At 64.4% G+C, this 20,631-nt stretch carries 19 protein-coding genes and 1 pseudogene; 6 read left to right on the forward strand and 14 right to left on the reverse strand.

Translation table 11 applies throughout. From position 1 onward, the window contains the following. Window positions 1–39: 39 nt before the first annotated feature. Window positions 40–1,302 carry a phospholipid carrier-dependent glycosyltransferase gene (locus tag IVA82_RS12935; protein WP_247386768.1) on the reverse strand — a complete coding sequence of 421 codons (1,263 nt, stop codon included), beginning with the start codon at window positions 1,300–1,302 and terminating at the stop codon, window positions 40–42. Window positions 1,303–1,519: 217 nt separating this feature from the next. On the opposite strand from IVA82_RS12935, the gene IVA82_RS12940 reads away from it, so the two are divergent. After that, on the forward strand, window positions 1,520–2,221 hold the full coding sequence (locus IVA82_RS12940) for a FecR family protein (protein WP_247386767.1): 702 nt from the start codon (window positions 1,520–1,522) through the stop codon (window positions 2,219–2,221). Between the two features lie 2 nt (window positions 2,222–2,223). Further along, window positions 2,224–3,330, forward strand: a complete 1,107-nt coding sequence (locus IVA82_RS12945; protein WP_247386766.1) for a hypothetical protein — start codon at window positions 2,224–2,226, stop codon at window positions 3,328–3,330. Window positions 3,331–3,475: 145 nt separating this feature from the next. On the opposite strand, the gene IVA82_RS12950 is transcribed toward IVA82_RS12945, so the two are convergent. The 8 genes from IVA82_RS12950 to ggt form a co-directional block, all read right to left on the reverse strand. Further along, window positions 3,476–3,964, reverse strand: coding sequence for a VOC family protein (locus IVA82_RS12950; RefSeq protein ID WP_247386765.1), 489 nt, complete (start codon window positions 3,962–3,964; stop codon window positions 3,476–3,478). 44 nt (window positions 3,965–4,008) lie between these two features. Further along, entirely contained in the window at window positions 4,009–4,437 is a 429-nt protein-coding gene (locus IVA82_RS12955) for a VOC family protein (protein WP_247386764.1), read from the reverse strand. Window positions 4,438–4,565: 128 nt separating this feature from the next. Further along, the gene (locus IVA82_RS12960; RefSeq protein WP_247386763.1) at window positions 4,566–5,078 is read right to left on the reverse strand and encodes a cupin domain-containing protein; all 513 of its coding nucleotides are present in this window, start codon (window positions 5,076–5,078) and stop codon (window positions 4,566–4,568) included. 112 nt (window positions 5,079–5,190) lie between these two features. Continuing rightward, entirely contained in the window at window positions 5,191–5,655 is a 465-nt protein-coding gene (locus tag IVA82_RS12965; RefSeq protein WP_148743807.1) for an FKBP-type peptidyl-prolyl cis-trans isomerase, read from the reverse strand. Between the two features lie 60 nt (window positions 5,656–5,715). Continuing rightward, entirely contained in the window at window positions 5,716–8,007 is a 2,292-nt protein-coding gene (locus tag IVA82_RS12970) for a xanthine dehydrogenase family protein molybdopterin-binding subunit (protein WP_247386761.1), read from the reverse strand. Between the two features lie 2 nt (window positions 8,008–8,009). Further along, window positions 8,010–9,026, reverse strand: a complete 1,017-nt coding sequence (locus IVA82_RS12975) for a xanthine dehydrogenase family protein subunit M (protein WP_247386760.1) — start codon at window positions 9,024–9,026, stop codon at window positions 8,010–8,012. Window positions 9,027–9,029: 3 nt separating this feature from the next. Continuing rightward, the gene (locus IVA82_RS12980) at window positions 9,030–9,590 is read right to left on the reverse strand and encodes a (2Fe-2S)-binding protein (RefSeq protein ID WP_247386758.1); all 561 of its coding nucleotides are present in this window, start codon (window positions 9,588–9,590) and stop codon (window positions 9,030–9,032) included. Window positions 9,591–9,813: 223 nt separating this feature from the next. Beyond that, entirely contained in the window at window positions 9,814–11,400 is a 1,587-nt protein-coding gene (gene ggt / locus IVA82_RS12985; RefSeq protein WP_247386756.1) for a gamma-glutamyltransferase, read from the reverse strand. A gap of 217 nt (window positions 11,401–11,617) precedes the next feature. Here ggt and IVA82_RS12990 point away from each other — a divergent pair, with 217 nt between their 5' ends. Next, on the forward strand, window positions 11,618–12,400 hold the full coding sequence (locus tag IVA82_RS12990) for a rhodanese-related sulfurtransferase (protein WP_247386778.1): 783 nt from the start codon (window positions 11,618–11,620) through the stop codon (window positions 12,398–12,400). After that, the gene (locus tag IVA82_RS12995) at window positions 12,390–12,608 is read left to right on the forward strand and encodes a SlyX family protein (RefSeq protein ID WP_247386754.1); all 219 of its coding nucleotides are present in this window, start codon (window positions 12,390–12,392) and stop codon (window positions 12,606–12,608) included. The genes IVA82_RS12990 and IVA82_RS12995 overlap by 11 nt, the downstream gene beginning before the upstream one ends. An 8-nt stretch (window positions 12,609–12,616) precedes the next feature. Here IVA82_RS12995 and IVA82_RS13000 read toward each other — a convergent pair whose 3' ends face one another. Both IVA82_RS13000 and IVA82_RS13005 read right to left on the reverse strand, forming a co-directional pair. Continuing rightward, window positions 12,617–14,521: a diguanylate cyclase gene (locus tag IVA82_RS13000; RefSeq protein WP_247386752.1), complete on the reverse strand. Its 1,905-nt coding sequence runs from the start codon at window positions 14,519–14,521 to the stop codon at window positions 12,617–12,619. 172 nt (window positions 14,522–14,693) lie between these two features. After that, window positions 14,694–14,912: a hypothetical protein gene (locus IVA82_RS13005; protein WP_247386751.1), complete on the reverse strand. Its 219-nt coding sequence runs from the start codon at window positions 14,910–14,912 to the stop codon at window positions 14,694–14,696. Window positions 14,913–15,022: 110 nt separating this feature from the next. Between IVA82_RS13005 and hemE the strand changes: the two genes are divergently transcribed. After that, window positions 15,023–16,057 carry a uroporphyrinogen decarboxylase gene (gene hemE / locus IVA82_RS13010; protein WP_247386749.1) on the forward strand — a complete coding sequence of 345 codons (1,035 nt, stop codon included), beginning with the start codon at window positions 15,023–15,025 and terminating at the stop codon, window positions 16,055–16,057. Between the two features lie 297 nt (window positions 16,058–16,354). Here hemE and hemC read toward each other — a convergent pair whose 3' ends face one another. The 3 genes from hemC to IVA82_RS13025 all read right to left on the reverse strand — a co-directional run bounded on the left by hemC (window position 16,355) and on the right by IVA82_RS13025 (window position 19,957). Continuing rightward, window positions 16,355–17,335: a hydroxymethylbilane synthase gene (hemC, locus tag IVA82_RS13015; protein ID WP_247386748.1), complete on the reverse strand. Its 981-nt coding sequence runs from the start codon at window positions 17,333–17,335 to the stop codon at window positions 16,355–16,357. Between the two features lie 25 nt (window positions 17,336–17,360). Then, window positions 17,361–18,986, reverse strand: coding sequence for a choline dehydrogenase (locus IVA82_RS13020; protein WP_247386746.1), 1,626 nt, complete (start codon window positions 18,984–18,986; stop codon window positions 17,361–17,363). A gap of 380 nt (window positions 18,987–19,366) precedes the next feature. Next, window positions 19,367–19,957, reverse strand: coding sequence for a TetR/AcrR family transcriptional regulator (locus tag IVA82_RS13025; protein WP_247386744.1), 591 nt, complete (start codon window positions 19,955–19,957; stop codon window positions 19,367–19,369). Between the two features lie 100 nt (window positions 19,958–20,057). Between IVA82_RS13025 and IVA82_RS13030 the strand changes: the two are divergent. Further along, a pseudogene (locus IVA82_RS13030) lies at window positions 20,058–20,419 on the forward strand (nuclear transport factor 2 family protein). Window positions 20,420–20,631: the final 212 nt, after the last annotated feature.

Consider the following 20,631-nt stretch of genomic DNA (forward strand, 5'->3'; position numbering starts at 1 on the left):
GAACCACGCCGCCTGCCATGATCGTGGCAGGCGGCGATTTCATATCCAGCTCTGAAACAGCATCAGCCGGTTGAAGGTCTGCATCGACGTCCCGATGAAGGCCGCCGAGACCGGCAACATCACCGCAAAGCCGATGGCTGCCACGCCGACATAGGCCCAGAGCAACCAGCGCGGAAGCCCCTCTCTTCGCAGCACATAGACGAGCGCAAGCGATGCCGCCGTTGCGGCCGGCAGGTAGTAATAGATGAAGCCTAGGGCGCGGGGCAGCAGCGCCCAGGCGAGCCAGGGCCCGAAATAGAACGACGCGATCAGGAATGTATCCCAGCGGCGCGCGACGACGAAGTCGCGCAACACGACGGCGATCGCGAGCAGGGCCGGCCACAGCACCACGGGATTGCCGAGGAAGACGATCGCGGCAACGCGATCTTCCGCTGACTTATCGAACAGGAACCATACCGGGCGCGCCAGCAACGGCCAGGACGGCCACGAGCTCATATAGGTGTGGCCGGCGATCGCGGTGGTGGTGTTGTCGGCAAAAATCCGGCGCTGCGCCTCGATCAGGTCCGACAGCGACAATCCATAAAGCGGAACGAAAGCGGCGATATATGTCACCGCCGGCAGGACGGCGAAACACAGCGCGACATGCTGCACCCGAAAGTCGGGCCAGAGGTCGGGACTATACCAGTCACCGGGCTTCGCGTCGGCGAACAGCGTGCGCCAGCCCCGCATCAGGCGGACCACAGCGACGATGACGATGCAGACGCCGAGCGGAAACAGGCCGCTCCATTTGCAGGCGGCAGCGAGACCGAACAGGGCGCCCGCGAGCGCGAACAGCGCATGCGGGCGCTCTCTTCGAAAACCGTGCATGAAAGCGGCGGTGGCGAGCAGGCCGAAGCCGAACGCAACGATGTCCAGCATCGCGATGCGCGCCTGCACGTACAGCATCTGATTGCAGGCGGCGATCAGCGCCGCAGCGATTGCCGGCGCTTGCGCGGAAAATAGCGCGAGGCCGCAGAGGTAGATCGCGACAATCGCGAGCGCGCCGAACAGCGTCGCCGGATAGCGCCAGCCGAGCGCGTTGTCGCCAAAGGCCGCGATCGAAGCCGCGATCAGCTCCTTCGCCAGCGGCGGATGCATCGGATTGAGCACCGGCTGCGACGCCACGGAGCCAAGCATCTGCCGCGCCGCAGGCACGTAATGCACCTCGTCAAAGACGAATTTCTCCGGCGTGGCGAGACCGATCAGAAGCGCGAGATGCGCGACCAGGAAGATCGCGACAGCGATCGCTGCGCTCCGCGACATCTTTGGAACCGCAGGCAAATCGAGCTGCTGCTGTGGAGTGATCTTGCGTGGCAAATTAGCGTCACCGCGGACAAAAGTAATCGCGTCCCCTCATTGAACGCATTCCACCGCGTCTGTCACTAAGCATAACGCACGTCCCGCGCCGCTTGTGATAATTTGGCCACATCGCAAGCGCGCGCGATCCGGTACGATCAGGGACACATCGATCGGTTGCGAAATGAATTTACGTTTCTTGTTTTTCTCCACCTTGTTGTCAGCTGCCTTTTGCGCCGCGCCTTGCGCGCAGGCGCAGACGCGCGTCGGCGAGGCCGTGGTGATCCAGAACGAAGTGGTGCGCGTGGCCGCAACCGCGACGCCGATCAGCGTCGGCGACAGCATGCTGCGCGACGAGATCGTGCGCACCGGCGCTGACAGCGCAGCGCGCTTTGTCATGGCCGACAGCACCAATCTGTCGCTCGGGCCGAGCGCAACGCTGAAGCTCGATCGCACCGTCTTCAACGACGAGCATAGCTATCGCGACGTCGCGATCCGCATGACCACCGGCGCATTTCGTTTCGTCACCGGACATTCGGAGAAGACCGCCTACAAGATCACCACGCCGCTCGCGACCATCGGCGTGCGCGGCACCACGCTCGACATCCTCTCGCAACGCGGCCGCTCTATTGTCGTGCTACAGGACGGCGCAGCCCGCGTCTGCACGCTGAGCTTCCAATGCGTGCAGCTCACCCAGCCCGGCGACACCGCAATCATCACCTCGACCGGCGGCAAGGTCGGCATCGCCAAAAGCAATACGCCGCCCTGGACCTTTGCCGCGACCTGCGCCGCAAGCGCCGGGCTGTGCTCGATCAATCAATATGCGGACGCCTCGCCGGCCATCACGCCCGCCGTCCATGACGACGGCATGCTGTGCGGGCGCTGATGATGGCGAAATTTCGATTGCGGCGCTTCATTCTCTCGGCCGCGCTCACCACAGCCGGAACGCTCTTGCTGCTGGCAACTCAGTTGCAGACGGTGGCGGCGCAGACGCCGACGCCCACGCCGACATATTCACCCTCCCCGACGCCGTCCCCGTCACCAAGTCCCTCTCCAAGTCCCTCTCCAAGTCCGTCGCCATCGCCGAGCCCGTCGCCAACCGGCGCGGATTCCAGCGGCAATTCGGCCAGCGGCCTCGCCAACCAGCGCTTCAACCAGATGATCACCAACCGGGTGCTCGGCACGGTGCTGCTAGGCGTCAACGAGCAGGTCAATTGCAGCGATTGCATCAGCGCCTTCGGCTCGGCCGGCTCGTTCTCGGCCGGCATCCACGGCCGTCAGCAGCTCACCCCCAACCTGTCGCTGCTCGCCGGCATCGCCTACACGCAATACAGCGAGGGCGGCTACAGCGTCACCAGCGCGCCGATCGGCGCCTTCGCGCTGCGCTATGACTTCACGGACTGGGGCTCGTCGCGCCCGTTCTTCGACGTCGGCACGATCCTGACGCCGTGGGAGAAGGTACGTTACACCCGCAGCTACAATACCAGCATCGGCCCGGTGAGCGTGACGAGCTCGACCAACGCCGCGAACTACGCCATCTATGGCCGCGCCGGCTGGATGAGCCGCGTATCACCCCGGGACGAGGTCGCGGCGTCGATCGAGGTCTGGCAGCTCTGGCAGCGCGTCTCCGGCTACAGCGACAGCACGGTGGCGTTCAATCCGTTCGACGCCACCATCGCGACCGGCACCGACCGCACCAGCCTGGTCAAAATCGGTGGTCAGTGGACGCATCTGTACGGCAGCAATGTCGAGGCCAACGTCAATGGCGGCTGGGTGCAGTCATTCGCCAGCCGCAGCGGCATCGTCGCCGCGGTCACCGGCGATGGCACGGTGGTGCCGACAACGGGCAACCAGGGCTGGTTCGAGTATGGCGGCCGCCTCGGCTTCCGCGTGTCCAAGGGCTGGATCGTGGACCTCTTTGCGAACGGCACACTCGGCCCGCAACCCGTCGGCAACACCATCCACGGCGGCGTCGGGCTAAGGATCAATTATTAGGCCGCCACCTCCGCTGTCATGCCCCGCGAAGGCGGGGCATCCAGTACGCCGCGGCTCTTCGGTATCATCGCGCTGTCTCGGAGTACTGGATCGCCCGGTCAAGCCGGGCGATGACGGTGAGTATGTGGCGAGCGCACCCCGCCTATCACGCTGCCGACTTGCCCTCGAAGGCGCGGCGCAGAATCTCGACATCCAGCTTCACCATCTTCATCATGGCCTGCATCGCCCGCGCGGCCGCAGCCTTGTCCGGGCTCGTTAGAAACTCGAACATCACCTTCGGCACCACCTGCCAGGACACGCCATAGCGATCCCTGAGCCAGCCGCACTGCTCTTCCTTGCCGCCATGGACCAGGAACGCGTTCCAGACGCTGTCGACCTGGGCCTGATCGTCGCAATGGATCATCAGCGAGAGCGCGTGGGTGTACTCCATCTTCATCCCGCCGTTCAGCGCGACGAGGGGCTGACCTGCCACCGTGAACTCGACGACCAGCACGGAGCCTTCCTTGCCGGATGGGTTGTCCGAAACGTTGCGCTGAACGTGCGTGATCTCGGAATTCGGCACCAGCGAGACGTAGAACTTGGCGGCTTCTTCGGCATCGCCGTTGAACCACATGCAGGGCACGAGCTTGGGCATCGTGAATTCTCCTCTTCTGGATTTTCGATTTTTTCGAGATTCGGTCAGGTGTTCGCCATGACGGGCTGCGTTGTCGCGGCTGCGAGGTCCATCCAGTTCACACCCCACATATGGCCATCCGGATCCTCAAAGCTGCGGCCGTACATGAAGCTGAACTCCTCCTTCGGGCTGGGATCGGCCCCCCCGCCCGCGACCTCAGCCTTGCCGACGATGTCGTCGACTTCGTCGCGGCTGTCCGCGGACAGGCAGAACAGCGCCTGGTTCGAGGTCCTGGCATCCACGATCGGCTTCGGCGTGAACTGGCGGAATTTGTCGTGAGTCATCAGCATGGCGTAGATGGCCTCGGAGAAGACCATGCAGCTCGCGGTATCGTCGCAGAATTGCGGATTCCGGACCGCGCCGATCGCCTCGTAGAAGGCGGTGGCGCGCCTGAGGTCGGTCACCGGCAGGTTGACGAAGATCATCTTGGGCATCGGAAGCTCCTTGGGCGGGGTTCTGCCCAAGGACGGATGGGCCAGCGGCCATCCGACACGGCTTCCGAATATTTTTTAGGCCTTGCCGCGGGATTCTGTCGCACAGAATCGCAGGCCTCCCAGCAGCCCTACTTCTTCTCGTTCGGATCCCGGTGCACCGGATCGATCCACAGCACCGCCTCGGGCTTCTCGACCGGCTCGATGTCGAGATTGATCGCGACCGCCTCGCCGTCGCTGCGCACCAGCACGCATTCCAGCACCTCGTCGCGGCTGGCGTTGATCTCCTGGTGCGGCACGTAGGGCGGCACGAAAATGAAATCGCCGGGGCCGGCCTCCGCGGTGAATTGCAGACGCTCGCCCCAACGCATTCGTGCCTTGCCCTTCACCACGTAAATGACGCTTTCCAGATGGCCGTGATGATGCGCGCCCGTCTTGGCATCGGGCTTGATGCTCACCGTGCCCGCCCACAATTTCTGAGCACCGACGCGCGCGAAATTGATCGCGGCCGCGCGGTCCATGCCGGGCGTGGACGGCACGTTCGTATCGAGCTGATTGCCGGGAATGACGCGCACGCCGTCATGTTTCCAGCGATCGTCATGATCGTGGTCATGGTGGGGATGCGAATGATCATGGCCGGTCATTGGAGTGCTTTCTAGCTAGCTCAAAGCCGCGCTGGCAAGCCATGCCAAAATCGGAACCCTCCTAGCAGCGAAAAGACCGGCCGCAGGGCCGGTCTTTTTTGTTTGCAGTGGTTCACTTCACCGCGAGCAATTCCACGTCGAACATCAGCGTCGCGTTCGGCGGGATCACGCCGCCGGCGCCGCGGGCGCCATAGCCGAGTTGCGGCGGGATGATCAGCGTGCGCTTGCCGCCGACCTTCATCGAGCCGACCCCCTCATCCCAGCCCGCGATGACGCGGCCCTTGCCGATCGGAAACTCGAACGGCTCGTTGCGATCGACGGACGAGTCGAATTTCTTGCCCTTCTGCCCATTCTCGTAGAGCCAGCCGGTGTAATGCATCACGCAGATCTGGCCGGGCTTTGGCGAGGCACCGGTGCCGGCGACGCTGTCGATGATCTGCAAGCCTGAAGCTGTGGTCATGGGCTTTCCTGCGGTCTGGGCCGTGGCCGTGGTGGAAACGAAATGCGACACGCCGCCGATCACGGTGATCGCCAGTGCCGACATCAGGACGAGAAGCACGCGCTGGAGACGCTGCATAAGACACCTTCCGTTTGAGGCGGAAGGTGTCTAGCCCAACGCGGATGCGGTTTCCACCCCTCAGACCTCGATATTTTCCAGCCGCACCGGCAGCCTGCGGATACGCTGACCGGTGGCGTGATAGATCGCGTTGCAGACCGCCGCATTGGTGCCGACATTGGCGAGCTCGCCGAGCCCCTTCACGCCTGCGGGGTTGATGTGATCGTCCTGCTCGGAGAGCAGGATCACCTCGACGCCGGGGACGTCGGCATTTACCGGCACAAGGTAGTCGGCAAAGTTGTCGTTGACGTAGCGCGCTGTGCGTTGGTCGATTTCGGTGGCCTCCAGGAGCGCCGAGGACATGCCCCAGATCAACCCGCCCATGAGCTGGCTTCGGGCCGTGCGCGGATTCATGATCCGGCCGGCCGCGAAGGCGCCGACCAGGCGCGGGGCGCGGATTTCGTGCGTGAAACGGTTCACCCTGACCTCGACGAACTCCGCACCGAACGCATAGGCGATTTTGTCTTTCAGATTGTGGCCGCCGACCAGCCGGACATGGCCACTATGCATGGCCTGGAACGAATCCAGCGGCGCGTCTTCCGGCTTCCACTCGCCATATTCCTCGACAACGCCGGCGCCAAGCGCATCAAAGGCCTTCTCAAGATCGAGCGAACGATCGCTTTTCGCCGCCCGCGTGGCCGGCGTCTGACCGATGCCGACGGTCTCCTTGGCCCTGTCAGTCAGGCTTTGGTTCGGCATCATCGCCTTGAACAGGCGCTGGCGGATCTGGTCGCACACCATCATCACCGTCGAGCAGGTGCTGGCGGTCGAGTTCGAACCGCCTGCGACTGGCGCCGGCGGAAGCTCGCTGTCGCCGACAAAGACCGCGACCTTCTCCAGCGGCACGCCCAGCCGTTCCGCCGCGGTCTGTGCGATAATGGTGTAAGCGCCGGTGCCGATCTCGTGACCGGCGATCTCGACGCGGGTGCGCCCGTCCCGCTGCAGGCGCACGCGCGCTGCCGACGGTCCCATCTGCGTCGGATAGCAAGTCGCGGCACAGCCATAGCCGATCAGCCAATCGCCGTCCGCCATCGACTTCGGCTCCGGCGAGCGCTGCGACCAGCCGAACGCCTTGGCGGCTTCGTCGAAACACGCCATCAGCGAGCGCGACGTGTAGGGTTTGCCGCCGATCGGCTCGTTGGTGGTATCGTTGATGCGGCGAAGCTCGACTGGATCCATGTTCAGCTTGACCGCGAGTTCGTCCATCGCGCTTTCCAGCGCAAACAGATACGGCACTTCCGGGGGCGAGCGCATGAAGCCCGGCGTGTTGCGGTCGGCGCGTACGATCGACACCAGGCTGTCGACGTTCGGACAGGCATAGAGCCGCGTCGTGGTCTTGGTGCCACCAACGCAATAGGGATCGGGGCGCGAGGAGACCTCGGCACCCTCGTGCCTGAGCGCAACCAGCTTGCCGTCGCGGCTGGCGCCGAGCTTGATCTCATGCCGCGTCTCGGCGCGATAAGTTGCGATGGTGAAGCCCTGGTCGCGGGTCGGGACCAGCTTGATCGGCCGGTTCAGGCGCCTGGCGATGGCGGCGATAATGGCGGTGCGCGGCGTCATCGATCCGCGTGAGCCGAAGCCGCCGCCGACATATGGATTGACCACGCGGACCTTGTCGGCATCGATCCCAAGCTGCTCGGCGACGCCGTTCTTCAGGCCATAGACGTACTGGCTCGGCTCGTAGATGACGAGGTTGTCGCCGATCCAGGCGCAGCTCGTTGAAAACAGCTCCATCGGATTGTGGTGCTGCGTCGGCGTATCGTAGGAAGCGGTCAGCTTGACCTCGGCATCCTCGAATGCCTTGGCGAAGTTGCCGACCTGCGGGTCTTCCTTGAATTGCGAATTCTGCCCTCTCGCAGCGGCCGTCGTCGTTCCCGGGGAATCGAAGGTCGCGCTGGGCACAATGGCCGTGTAGCTGACATTGACGCGGTTGGCGGCTTCACGCGCCGCCTCATAGGATTCGGCGATGACCACGGCGATGATCTGGCCATCATGCGCGATGTCGGCCGATTTCAGCGGCTGGATCGTGGTCCCGGCATAGCCGCCGTTGCTGTAGAGCTTCAACTCCTTCAGCTTCGGCCCGTTTTCATGCGTAACGATGTCGATCACGCCGCGGACGCGATTGGCGTCGGCGAGATCGAAGCTCTCCACGCGTCCCTTGGCGATGGCGCTGGTGACCAGAAATGCATAGGCCGGACTGGCGAGAGGCATGTCGGACGCGTAGGTCGCCCGCCCCGTGACCTTTACAACCGCATCATAGCGCGGCACGGGGTTGCCCATATTCGCTTTCGGCTCGGGAGCGGCAACGGTCATGATCAAACCTCCATCGTCGAAGCCTGTTGGAGCGCACGCGCCACGAGGCGTTTTCCGAGCGATATCTTGAAGCTGTTGTGCTGCCGACCCTTGGCATCTGCAAAAGCGGCGTCCGCGGCGCGCCGCGCCAGGCCGTCATCGAACTTCCGACCCTTCAGCAGCGACTCCGCTTCGCGCGCGCGCCAGGGCACGGTGGCGACGCCGCCAAGCGCCACACGCGCGTCGCGGATCACGCCGTCCTGCACGTCCAGCGCGATCGCAGCCGACGAGAGCGCAAACTCATAGGATTGCCGATCGCGCGCCTTCAGATAGACCGAGCGCGGCCAGCGCCCGGGGATAGAGAAGGCCGAGATCAACTCTCCCGGCTGAAGCGTGGTCTCGATGTCGGGCGTGTTGCCGGGCGCCTTGTGCAGCTGCGCAAACGGCATGCTGCGGGTGCCGGACTTGCCGGTGATTTCGACCGTGGCGTCCAGTGCAATCAGGGCCTGGGCGAAATCGCCCGGATAGGTCGCAATACATTGATCGGAAGTGCCGAGCACCGCATGCATCCGGTTGACGCCGTCCATCGCGGCGCAGCCGGAGCCGGGAATGCGCTTGTTGCAGTTCTCATAGGAGATATCGCGGAAATAGCTGCAGCGCGTCCGCTGCATCACGTTGCCGCCGAGCGTTGCCATGTTGCGCAACTGGGCACTGGCGGCAAGCCTCAACGAATTCGCGATCACCGGATAATGGCGCTGAATGTGAGCATGCGCGGCAACGTCGGACATTTTTGCGAGCGCACCGAGCCGCAAATTATCATCACCCGGCTCGATACCGGACCAACCCTGCGCCAATGGATTGATATCGACGATCGCGGCGGGCCGCATCACATCAAGCTTCATCAGGTCGATGAGCGTGGTGCCGCCGGCGAGCGGTTGTGCGGCGGCCTGGGTCAGCGGATTGTTGGCCACGGCGGCTGCGCCGAGCGCCTGCACGGCCATGCCCGGGTCTGTCGCCTTCTGATACAGGAAGGATCGCATGACCTAGCCTTTCATGATGTCGGGTGCGGCCTGCTTCACGGCGGCGACGATGTTGGGGTAGGCGGCGCAGCGGCAGATGTTGCCGCTCATATATTCGCGGATGTCTTCATCGCTTCCGGCATGCCCCTCTTTCACGCAAGCCACCGCCGACATGATCTGGCCGGGCGTGCAGTAACCGCACTGGAACGCATCGTTGTCGATGAAGGCCTGTTGCATTGGATGCAGGCGATCGCCGGTGGCGAGACCTTCGATGGTGGTGATCTCCTGGCCTTCGGCCGCGAGCGCCAGTGTCAGGCAGGAAACCACGCGCCGGTCACCAATCAGCACCGTGCAGGCGCCGCACTGGCCGTGGTCGCAACCCTTCTTGCTGCCAGTGAGGCCCATATGCTCGCGCAACGCATCCAGCACGGTCGTACGCGCGTCGATGCGAAGGCGTTTGTCCTGACCGTTCACCCGCAGCGTGACCTCGACGGGAAGCGCCGGATCCTGCGCGGCCGCCGGAGTTGGGTCTTGCACAGCCGCACGCGCGGTCAGCGGAACGAGTGCGATGCCGGCACCGGCCATGAAGGCACGGCGATCGAAACCCGATGACCTGGAACTTGATTTGTCTGACATGGACGGCCTCCGCCGCTTCTTGAGAAAGCAGCGCACGCCTGCACCGCTCATCGCCCCATAACTTGGGGCGATGAGCGCAGTTCCGAATGAGAAAGGGCGACGCAGCAGATGCCGCGTCGCCCTTTGTCAAATTTTCCTGATCCTGCGTGGGGAACTGTCTTGCGCAGGATGATCAGTAGCCGAGCGCGCAGCCGTCCTTGCGCGGATCGGAACCGCCCGTCAACGTGCCCTTGTCCCAGTCGATCCAGATCGCCTGAGCACCGCCGAGCGGGCCGACCACGCTGGTGGTCTTGTGGCCGAGCTTCTTCAGGCCTTCGACGATATCGGCCGGAACGCTGTCCTCGAGCTGATACTGGCCCTCGTAGTGCAGGCCGCGCGGCATGTCGATCGCCTCCTGCACGTCGCAACCATAATCGAGGATGTTGGTCACGACATGGGCCTGACCGACCGGCTGATACTGTCCGCCCATCACGGCAAACGGCATCACGGACCGGCCGCCCCTGGTGAGCAGACTCGGCATGATCGTGTGCAGCGGACGCTTGCCGCCAGCGATGCAATTCGGGTGACCCGGCTGGATGCGGAAGCCGCCGGCGCGGTTCTGGAGCAGCACGCCGGTCTTGTTCGAAACGATCGCCGAGCCGAAGGAATGCGCGATCGAATTGATGAACGAGCAGACGTTGCGGTCCTTGTCCACGACGGTGATGTAGATGGTCGAGGGATTCATCGGCGGCGCAACGTTCGGCAGATCCAACATGCCGTCCATGCGGATCTTGCTGATATGCTCCTCGGCAAATTCCTTGGCGAGGATCTTGGCGACTTCGAACTGCATATGGTCGGGATCGGCCACGTGCAGCTCGCGATTCATGTAGGCGATGCGCGCGGCCTCGGCTTCAAGATGGAAGCGCTCGACACTGAGGGGCGCGTATTTCGTCAGGTCGAAGCGCGACAGGATGTTGAGCATCAGCAGCATAGTGAGCCCCGGTCCGTTCGGCGGGCACTGCCAGACGTCGTAGCCCTTGTACATTGTGCCGATCGGCGTCGTGGTCTCGGTGCTGTGCGCGGCGAAATCGTCGAGCGTGTGCAGGCCGCCGATTCCGCGCAGGGTCTCGACGATGTCTTCCGCGATCGCGCCCTTGTAGAAGGCGTCGCGGCCATCCTTGGCGATCGCCCGCAGCGTCTTGCCGAGCTCCGCCTGGCGGATGATGTCGCCGGCCACTGGCGGCTTGCCTTGCGGCAGGAGATAGCGCTCGGTGTTGGTGCCGTTCTTCAGCTTCTCGAACTGATTCTTCCAGTCGAAGGCGATGCGGGGCGCCACGACATAGCCTTCCTCGGCCGCCTTGATCGCGGGCTGGAGCAGCCGGTCGAAGCCGAACTTGCCGTGATCGCGCAAAACGGTCGCGAAGGCGTCGATCACGCCGGGGATCGAAACTGCGTGTGCCGAAGTCAGCGGCACGGACTTGATCTTGCGTTCGAGATACCAGTCCGCGTTCGCCGCCTTGGGCGCGCGGCCGGAGCCGTTATAGGCGACGATCTTGCCTTCGCCGCGCGGCTGGATCAGCGCAAAGCAATCGCCGCCGATGCCGGTCGACTGCGGCTCGATCACGCCAAGCAACGCCGAGCCCGCCACAGCCGCGTCCACCGCCGTGCCGCCCTCGCGCAGCACCTCGATCGCGGCGAGGCTCGCCTGCGGATGCGAGGTCGCGACCATCGCGTTGGTGGCGTGGACCGTGGACCTGCCGGGAAAATGGAAGTTTCTCATGCGAATTCTTGCTTTCTTGAGACCTCGGGGCGCGTGTGTCGCGCCGCCTCGGAAAAACCGGGGTCTTCATGACACATTCCGGCCCGCCCGGGCAATGCTGGCATACCAGGGAAATGGCTGCCATCCGCTGGGCGTATAGACCTTTGCGCCCTTGCAGCCATGCGGGTTTTCTGGGCGCTTGTCGCCTGCTAAACGAGCCGCCATGACTTCAAAGAATTTGGTTTACAAGGTCGCCGCCTTCTATCAATTCGCCGCCCTGCCCGATTACCGCGAGCTGCGCGAGCCGCTGCGCGCGTTCTGCGCCGGCCTGGCGCTGAAGGGCAGCGTGCTGCTGGCCCGCGAGGGCATCAACGGCACAATTGCTGGTGCTCCGGCCGCGATCGACGCCTTCGCCCACGAACTGGCGCACGGCGCCATGTTCGGCGGCAGGCTGAACAATCTGGAATTAAAATTCTCGACCGCCGAGACGATGCCGTTCGGCCGGCTCAAGGTGCGGCTGAAGAAGGAGATCGTCACGCTCGGGGACGAGGCCGCCGATCCGACCTACCGGGTCGGCATCTACGTCGATGCCGCCGATTGGAACGCGCTGATCGAGGCACCCGATACGCTGCTGCTCGATACCCGCAACGCCTTCGAAGTCGCCATGGGAACGTTTGAGGGCGCGGTCGATCCCGGTCTCAAGAGCTTTGGCCAGTTCAAGGACTTTGCGGCACGACAGCTCGATCCGGAAAAGCACCGCAGGATCGCAATGTTCTGCACCGGCGGCATTCGCTGCGAGAAGGCCAGCGCGCATCTGCTGGCGCGCGGCTTTGCCCAAGTCTATCACCTCAAGGGCGGCATCCTGAAATATCTGGAACAGGTGCCGGAGGCGCAAAGCCGCTGGCGGGGCGAATGCTTCGTGTTCGACGAGCGCGTCGCGCTCGGCCATGGTTTACGAGAAACTGGCTTGCGAGAACATGGCTTGCGAGAACGGGACAAGGACACGACACGTGACGAATGAGATCAGGACGCTCAGCGAGCGCATTGACGCGCTGGAGGCGCGGCTGGCCTATCAGGACGACACCATCGAAACCCTGAACCAGACCATCACCGCGCAGTGGAAGCAGATCGACGCGCTGACGCGACAGCTCGTGCAACTCGGTGAACGGCTTCAGGAGGCCGAGGCCAATACGCCTGGCGCCGCCAACGAGCGCCCGCCGCATTATTGAAGCAAAAGCTACAGGCCTGACGCCTTCGGCAGCAGGCTGGTCACCTCGCCCGACATCATCAGCCGGTTACGCCCGGCCTCCTTTGCGGCGTAGAGCGCCTGATCGGCGGCCTCGACGAGCGAGCCGACCCCTGCCGTACGTTCCAGCGCCGGTCGGCAGGCCGCGCCGCCAAGCGAAGCCGTCACGAAGCCCGTCGCATGATTTGAGGTGTGGACGAGACCGGCCTCGCGGATCGCCCGGCGGATCCGATCGCCAATTCTGGCGCAACCCGCGGCATCGGTATTCGGCAGCAACATAGCGAATTCCTCGCCGCCATAGCGTGCCGCCAGGTCGCCAGCGCGTTGCATCTCCGCCGCGATGACCTTGGCGACCACCCGGAGGCAGGCGTCGCCGGCGGGATGGCCGTATTCGTCGTTGTAGGCCTTGAAGTGATCGACGTCGACCATCAACAGGCTGAGGCTCGAGCGGTCGCGATAGGCGCGCGCCCATTCCTCCTTCAGCCGCTCGTCGAAACGGCGGCGATTGGCAAGCCCGGTGAGACTGTCCTCGATCGCGAGTGTCTCGAGCCTGGTCTCCAGCTTCTTCTGCTCGCTGATGTCGCGCGAGATCGCGACCACGCCGTCGGCATCGCCATTGTCCTTGCGCGTGACCCGCATGGTCGATTCGAGCCAGACTTCACCGTTCTGCCGGTGTGCGTTTCGGTAGGTGAGGCGCGCCTCTTCCATATCGCCACGCTTCATGGCGTCGACGATCGCCTGGACGCGCGGCCGGTCATCCGCGTTGATGCCGGCAAGCGCGGGCGTACCGATCAGTTGATTGGCGCGCCAGCCGACGACGCCGACTGCGGAGGGCGAAACATAGCGCAGCCGCTCGTCGAGCCCGATGCGGGTCACCATGTCGCTAGAGCCTTCGGCAAGCAGGCGGAAATGGGCCTCTTTCTCGACTAGCGCGGCGGCCATGCGCTGGCCCCGCTGCAACTGACGCACCAGCATGGCCCCGATGACCGCGATCAGAATGACCAGCGCGAGGACGTAGAGCATCCGGGAAATTGCCGCCGCGCGCCAGGGCGCGAGCAGCTCCGCCTTGTCGACGGTGGCGAGCAGCATGAGCGGGTAGCGGATGCTGCGCTTGAAGAAGCTGACGCGCTCGGCGCCGTCCAGCGGCGACTTGAAATGATAGGCTCCGCCGGCCCGCTGCAGGCTCGGGTCGCGGAACAACGGCGCGTCGGCGACGCTGCGTCCGACGAATTTGTCGTTGCTTGGGTTGCGTGCGATGATCATGCCGTCGCCGTGCACGAGCGCCACCGAGCTGTTGCGGCCGATCTCGAACTGCTCGTAGAAGTGCGAGAGATATCTAGAACTGATGGTCGCTAGCACCACGCCGCCGAAGCTGCCGTCCAGCTTGTTGAAACGGCGCGACAGGGTCACGACCCATTCGCCGTCCAGTTGGCTTTGCACGGGACGGCCGACATAGGCCTCACGCTTCGAGGAGAGCTGATGGTAACGGAAGAAGGCGTCATCGCTGAACGTCGAAGCGATCGCGCCCGGCGAGGTCAGCCAATTGCCCTGATCATCGATGATGGCGAGGCCGTGGACGCGCTCCATCGCCTTCTTGCGCGCCTCCAGGAGGTTGCGCAGCTTGGCGATCGTGGCGGAATCGGTGCCGTCCATCTCCAGCCGGCTGACGACGCCGACAACGCCGGAATCCAGCAGGTCGAGACTGTCCTCGGCGTGCTGCGTCAGCGAGCGGGCGACGTTGGCCATTTCCGTCTCGGCGCCTCGCAGCACCGTTTCGCGGGCGCTCCATTCCCGCCAGGCGCTGACGCCGAGGATCGCCGTGCAGGTGAGCACGACAAAGGCGGCCGCCCGCAACGGCAGGCGGCTCCATCCGGTTCTGTGAACGGCGATACTCATGCGACAGGAACTCCGATCGTTCGGAAACTCTGCCGCTTCTGTTAGTGAACCCTGAAGTTACCGCCGGTATTTGCCGCGATGTCCACGGTTTTCCGTAGTCCTACGGACGCAAGCGTCCGCAGATCGCTAACAAGGCATTAGCGAACCTGTCGGAAATCGGCGCGGCGGGCCATCAGCTGAAGATGGCCTTGATCTTGTTCCATAGCGACGGACTGTCGGCCTCCGCGTCGGCCTTTGACGGCGTCGGCTGGGCGGCGCTGACGGGATCGGACGCGGGAAATGTGTCGATCAGGCCGGCGTCGAGCTTGGCGTCAGCGCGATCTGCGGCGAGCGCCTCATGCGGATCGGCGGCGTGCTTGTCATGCGGCGCGGGATTGAACTTCTCAGCCATGGAAATCCTCCTCCGTTGGCCGGTCAACGCGGGGCAATTACGCAGGTTCCCCTGTTCCGCCCGGGCCTTCGGCGGTGTATCAGGAACTTCAATCTGCATCAGGATCGTTCGTGCCCCATTCCGCGACAAAGCCCTTCATCGACGTGCTCTCCGGCCAGCGGCAAGCCACCCCGCCGGTGTGGATGATGCGGCAGGCCGGCCGCTATCTGCCCGAATACCGCGCGTTGCGCGCCAAGGCCGGGGGCTTCCTCGATCTCTGTTTCACGCCGGAGCTCGCTGCCGAAGTGACGCTGCAACCGATCCGAAGATTCGGCTTCGACGCTGCGATCATCTTCTCGGACATTCTCGTGATCCCCTATGCGCTCGGCCGCTCGGTGCGGTTCGAGGTTGGCGAAGGGCCGCGGCTCGAGCCGCTGGATGATCCCGGCAAGGTGGCCACGCTGGCGCCTCGCGCCGACTTCACCAAGCTCGAGCCGGTTTTCGCGGCGCTGCGCATCGTGCGCGCCGCACTCGATCCCAAGGTCGCGCTGATCGGCTTCTGCGGCGCGCCGTGGACGGTCGCGACCTATATGGTCGCAGGCCAGGGCACGCCGGATCAGGCGCCGGCGCGGATGATGGCCTATCGGCATCCGGAAGCGTTCGAACAAATCATCGACGTGCTGGTCGACAACTCGATTGAGTATCTGCTGGCGCAGCTTGCCGCCGGCGCCGACGCCTTGCAGATCTTCGACACCTGGGCCGGCGTGCTGCCGCCGGCCGAGTTCGCGCGTTGGTCGGTCGAGCCGACGCGGCGCATCGTCGAGGGCGTGCGCGCCAAGGTGCCGGATGCGAAGATCGTCGGCTTCCCCCGCGGGGCCGGCGCGCAATTGCCGGGCTATGTCGAGGCGACCGGCGTCAACGCCGTCAGCATCGACTGGACCGCGGAACCGTCCTTCATCCGCGAGCGCGTGCAAAGCAAAGTCGCCGTGCAGGGCAATCTCGATCCGCTAGTGCTGATCACCGGCGGCGATGCGCTCGACCGCGCGGTCGACAACGTGCTCGCAAGCTTCGCGCAAGGACGCCTGATCTTCAATCTCGGCCACGGCATCCAGCCGGAAACGCCGATCGCCCATGTCGAGCAGATGCTGAAGCGCGTACGGGGTTGAGCGGTCTCTGTGCGGCCATCCTTCGAGACGCCCGCCTTTGGGCGGGCTCCTCAGGATGAGGTCTTGCGTTACGACGAACTCCTGAACCCTCATGGGGAGGAGCGCCGCTTGCGGCGCGTCTCGAACCGTCGAGGCCGAGCTGTGCAGGGGCCGCTCCCACAAAAAACGCGAAAACAACCCCGTGCACAGTACAAATCATTGATGAATTTCGTCCGGCAGGGCGCGAGCGCTGCAGGCGAAGGACGTCAAGACAGGCGCAGGATTTCACGATGGCCGCCGATGGCCGTTCCGGCGGGCTTACCTCGGGCGGCTGCGCTCGATGATCTCCGCCGCACCTTTCTCCAGCAGATCAAGCGCAACCGCGCGGCCGAGCTCACGGGGGCGGTTCGCGGGACCGGCGTGTGAGGCTTCGATGATACTGTTGCCGGAGAGATCGAGCACGGATGCGGTGAGCGACATCTGATCGCCGGCGATGGTCGAGAACGCTGCGACCGGCGAGTTGCAGTGGCCATTGAGCACCCACAGCACCTCGCGCTCAGCGTCGGCGCAAGCATGCGCGGCCGGATCGTCGATCGCCGAGAGGATGCTTCGCGTCTGCCAGTCCTGGGCGGCGCATTCGACGGCAACGATGCCCTGGCCGGCCGCAGGGAGCATTTCCGCCACGGAGAATTCGTGAGCAATGCGATGGGAAAGGCCGACGCGATCAAGGCCCGAGCGCGCCATGATCAGCGCATCGGCCGGACCAACCGCGCCGCCATCCGGCAGTCGCTGCTTCTCGCCATTGTCGAGCTTACGCACGCGCGTGTCGGCGGCGCCCCGGAAGTGGATCACTTCGACATCCGGAAACAACCGCCGCGCATAGGCCGCGCGCCGCACGGCGTTCGTCCCGATCTTGAAACCCTTGCCGCGCGACTGGCGCAGCGCTTCCAGGGTAACGCCATCGCGCAATACCAGCGCATCGCTTGCCGGATCACGCGACAGCGTGGCGCCGATGACGAGGCCCGGCGTATCCTCGTTGCCCGGCATGTCCTTCAGCGAATGCATCGCCGCCTGCAGCTCGCCCGACAGCACCGCGGCGCGGATCTGCGCCACGAAGGCGCCGCCCTTGCCACCATGCGGCAACAGCTTGCTGGTCTGGTCGAGATCGCCCGTGGTGTCGAACTTGACGATCTCGACATCGAGATCCGGCACGGCGGCGGTCAGGCGGCGCGCGATCTCTTCCGTCTGTGCCAGCGCCATCGCGCTCTTGCGGGTGCCGATCTTGAAGCGAGTAGCCAAGTCCCAGTCCTTTCGAGGCGAGTGTTTACCGCGCATCCTCCAATATCATATCGGAGGCCTTTTCGGCGATCATGATGATCGGCGCATTGGTATTCCCCGACACCAGATCCGGCATGATCGAGCCGTCAACGACGCGAAGGCCGTCGAGCCCCCTCACCTTCAGCCGCTGGTCGACCACGGCGAGCGCGTCGTTGCCCATACGACAGGTCGAGGTCGGATGGTAGATGGTGCTGCCGCGCTCGCGGCAGTAATCCAGGAGCGCGGCATCCGTCGATACCTTCGTGCCCGGATCATATTCGTCGATCACGAACGGCTTCAGTGCCGGCGCGTTCAATATCTTGCGCAGGATCTTCAGGCCTTCGACGTTGGTGGTGCGGTCGGTCTCGGTCGACATGTAGTTGATGCGGATTTCCGGCGGCACGGTCGGGTCCGCGCTCTTGATGCGCAGGCTGCCGCGGCTTTCGGGCCGAAGCTGGCACACCGACGCGGTGAAGCCGGAAAAATCATGCAGCTTCTCGCCCATCTTGTCGGTCGAGAACGGCAGGAAGTGAACCTGGATGTCCGGCGAGACCAGTCGTGGACTGGTCTTGAAGAACGCGCCGGCCGTGCCGGCCGCGATGGTGAGCCAGCCTTTCCGGAACAGCGCATAGCGTGCGCCCGCCATCGTGCGACGGAGCGGATGATTGATGGTGTCGTTGAGCGTGATCTTCTGCGAGCAGCGCATCACGATGCGGACCTGCATGTGGTCCTGGAGGTCGTGACCGACACCTTTCGCGTCCAGCACGACATCGACGCCGTGCTTGCTCAGGAGATCGGCGGGGCCGACGCCGGAGAGCTGAAGCAGCTGCGGCGAGTTGTAGGCGCCGCTCGACAGCACGATTTCCCTGCGCGCGCGGGCGCGGCGCAGGATGGCGCCCTGCCGGTATTCGACGCCGACCGCGCGGCGGCCCTCGAACAGCACGCGCTGGCCGAGCGCGCCAGTTTCGATCTTGAGATTGCCGCGGGTCCTCGCCGGGCCGAGATAGGCCACGGATGTCGAGGCGCGGCGGCCCTTGCGCGTCGTGGTCTGGAACAGGCCGACGCCTTCCTGGGTGGCGCCGTTGAAATCGGGATTGTAGGGCAACCCGGTCTCGACCGCGGCGTCGATGAAGGCTTTCGACAGCGGATCAGTCACGACCATGTTGGACACCGGCAGCGGACCGCCGGTGCCGTGATATTGGTCGGCGCCGCGCGACTGGTTTTCGGCCTTCTTGAAATAGGGCAGCACGTCGTCATAGCCCCAGCCGGTGTTGCCGAGCTGGCGCCAGCGGTCATAGTCCTCGTGCTGGCCGCGGACATAGAGCAGGCCGTTGATCGAGCTCGATCCACCCAGCGTCTTGCCGCGCGGCTGGAACACCTGGCGCCCCTTCAGCTCGGGCTCAGGCTCGGTCTGGTACATCCAGTTGACGCTCTTCTCCTTGAACAGCTTTCCGTAGCCGAGGGGCACGTGGATCCAGATGTTGGAATCCTTCGGGCCGGCCTCGAGCAGCAGCACCGTGTGCTTGCCATTTGCCGAGAGCCGGTTGGCAAGCACGCAGCCGGCGGAGCCGGCGCCGACAATAATGTAGTCGAATTCGGGATCGGACGGCGCGAGGGAGGAATTTGCGGTCATGTCTTGTTAGTCTTCTTGTTTGTGGAGCGTTTCCAGCTTCGTCACTTACAGCATGCTAAGTTCGGTCGGCAATGCGAGATTCACCTCTCCCTACGCAGGGCGATCGCATATGGGCTGATCTTGTTGTGGCCGATCCTTCGAGACGCCCACCTAGGGGCGGGCCCTCAGGATGAGGATGGAGTGCGCGGCAGCGGTTTCAACGGGCGCCGATGCCCGCTCAGCCTCATCCTGAGGAGACCGCGGAGCGGTCATCTCGAAGGACGAGGCGCGCGCTCAGGCCGCCCAAAACGCCATATGCGATAGCCCTGTCTCCCTACTGGAGAGGTAATCGGAGTTCTGCGCCCGCAACGAGTCAATCAAACGATGGGATTTTAGCACAATCATTGACGCAGGCGCAGCGCCTCGACCAGCGACTTGAACGCGCGGGCATATTCCGCGCCCGCCCTTGCGATGTCCGCGCGTCCGGCGCAGGCAACCGCGGCCTCCGTCACCGCGCCGAGCAGCAGCCGCGCCAGCGGCTCGACCGGTTGCCGCGCGATCAGGCCGGCCTCCATGGCGGCTGCGATCGCACGCGGCAGCTTGCCGCCGAAATGCTGCGCGTCGATCTCGCGCCAGCGCTCCCAGCCCAGCACCGCCGGGCCGTCGCGCAGAATGATCTGGCCGGTCGGACCTTTGGCGGTCGCGGCAAAATAATGCTGAGTGCCGGCGACCATCGCCGCGAGCACGTCCTTCTCGGCGCGAGCTGCGCCGTCGATCTCGACGACGAGGTCGCGCGAGACCAGGTCGAACACGGCTTCGAACACCGCCTCCTTGGTCTTGAAGTGGTGATAGACCGCGCCCTTGGCGACACCGGCGGCCTCGGCGATCTCGTCCATCGTCGTGGCGGCAAACCCTTGCGTCCCGAACAGGCGGCGCGCCGCGTTGAGGATCGCCTCCGATGTTGCCGCCCGCCGCTCTGCCTGTTTCGCCATGCCCCTGCTCTAGTCGAAATGGACGAGCGCGGCCAGTTGACTTTTAGACTGGCGGTCGGTATTTACCGACTTATAGTCGGTTTTAGTCGTGAGGTGTGCCATGCCGAGCTGTGACATCGTCGAAGCTTTTGCCAAGCGGCTGGAGGACGGGGATTTCATCGGCGCGATCGAGCAATTCTACACGCCCGATGCCGCAACCTATGAGAACAACGCCGCACCGACGATCGGCCGCGACAAGCTGGTCGCCAAGGAGCGCGGGGTGCTTGCGGCGTCCAAGGAAGTCAAGGCCGTCCGCATCGGGCCGAGCCTGATCGAAGGCGACCATGTCGCGACACGCTGGAGGTTCAGCTTCACCAACGCCGAAGGCGTCACGCGCTGGAGGAGATCGCGTGGCAGACCTGGCGGGGCGATGAGCTCATTGAAGAGCGGTTTTATTACGATCCCAAACAGCTGGGACGGTGAGGTTCGGCCAGCGCCCGGACATCGCATTGAAAGAGAGCCAGCATGCAGCTTCGTTGCGGCTCATAAGTGACGCCCGCTGTAGTCTTATCGCGGCGAAGACCGGGGTCCGCTTTTGTGCTGGTTTTTGGACGCCGGCAACAAGGAGGCTCCGCACGCTCAACTGACCGGCGTCCAAAAAGCGCCAAGGCACGAAGTCGCGGGAAGTTGGGCAC

Source organism: Bradyrhizobium sp. 142 (assembly GCF_023074015.1).
In the GTDB taxonomy this organism is placed as follows: Bacteria; Pseudomonadota; Alphaproteobacteria; order Rhizobiales; family Xanthobacteraceae; genus Bradyrhizobium.

Excerpts from the sequence above, each read along its gene's own strand:
- IVA82_RS12935 (WP_247386768.1), bottom strand. The coding sequence starts at position 1,302 with ATGTCGCGGAGCGCAGCGATCGCTGTCGCGATCTTCCTGGTCGCGCAT.
- IVA82_RS12940 (WP_247386767.1), top strand. The coding sequence starts at position 1,520 with ATGAATTTACGTTTCTTGTTTTTCTCCACCTTGTTGTCAGCTGCCTTT.
- IVA82_RS12945 (WP_247386766.1), top strand. The coding sequence starts at position 2,224 with ATGGCGAAATTTCGATTGCGGCGCTTCATTCTCTCGGCCGCGCTCACC.
- IVA82_RS12950 (WP_247386765.1), bottom strand. The coding sequence starts at position 3,964 with ATGCCCAAGCTCGTGCCCTGCATGTGGTTCAACGGCGATGCCGAAGAA.
- IVA82_RS12955 (WP_247386764.1), bottom strand. The coding sequence starts at position 4,437 with ATGCCCAAGATGATCTTCGTCAACCTGCCGGTGACCGACCTCAGGCGC.
- IVA82_RS12960 (WP_247386763.1), bottom strand. The coding sequence starts at position 5,078 with ATGACCGGCCATGATCATTCGCATCCCCACCATGACCACGATCATGAC.
- IVA82_RS12965 (WP_148743807.1), bottom strand. The coding sequence starts at position 5,655 with ATGCAGCGTCTCCAGCGCGTGCTTCTCGTCCTGATGTCGGCACTGGCG.
- IVA82_RS12970 (WP_247386761.1), bottom strand. The coding sequence starts at position 8,007 with ATGACCGTTGCCGCTCCCGAGCCGAAAGCGAATATGGGCAACCCCGTG.
- IVA82_RS12975 (WP_247386760.1), bottom strand. The coding sequence starts at position 9,026 with ATGCGATCCTTCCTGTATCAGAAGGCGACAGACCCGGGCATGGCCGTG.
- IVA82_RS12980 (WP_247386758.1), bottom strand. The coding sequence starts at position 9,590 with ATGGCCGGTGCCGGCATCGCACTCGTTCCGCTGACCGCGCGTGCGGCT.
- ggt (WP_247386756.1), bottom strand. The coding sequence starts at position 11,400 with ATGAGAAACTTCCATTTTCCCGGCAGGTCCACGGTCCACGCCACCAAC.
- IVA82_RS13000 (WP_247386752.1), bottom strand. The coding sequence starts at position 14,521 with ATGAGTATCGCCGTTCACAGAACCGGATGGAGCCGCCTGCCGTTGCGG.
- IVA82_RS13005 (WP_247386751.1), bottom strand. The coding sequence starts at position 14,912 with ATGGCTGAGAAGTTCAATCCCGCGCCGCATGACAAGCACGCCGCCGAT.
- IVA82_RS13020 (WP_247386746.1), bottom strand. The coding sequence starts at position 18,986 with ATGACCGCAAATTCCTCCCTCGCGCCGTCCGATCCCGAATTCGACTAC.
- IVA82_RS13025 (WP_247386744.1), bottom strand. The coding sequence starts at position 19,957 with ATGGCGAAACAGGCAGAGCGGCGGGCGGCAACATCGGAGGCGATCCTC.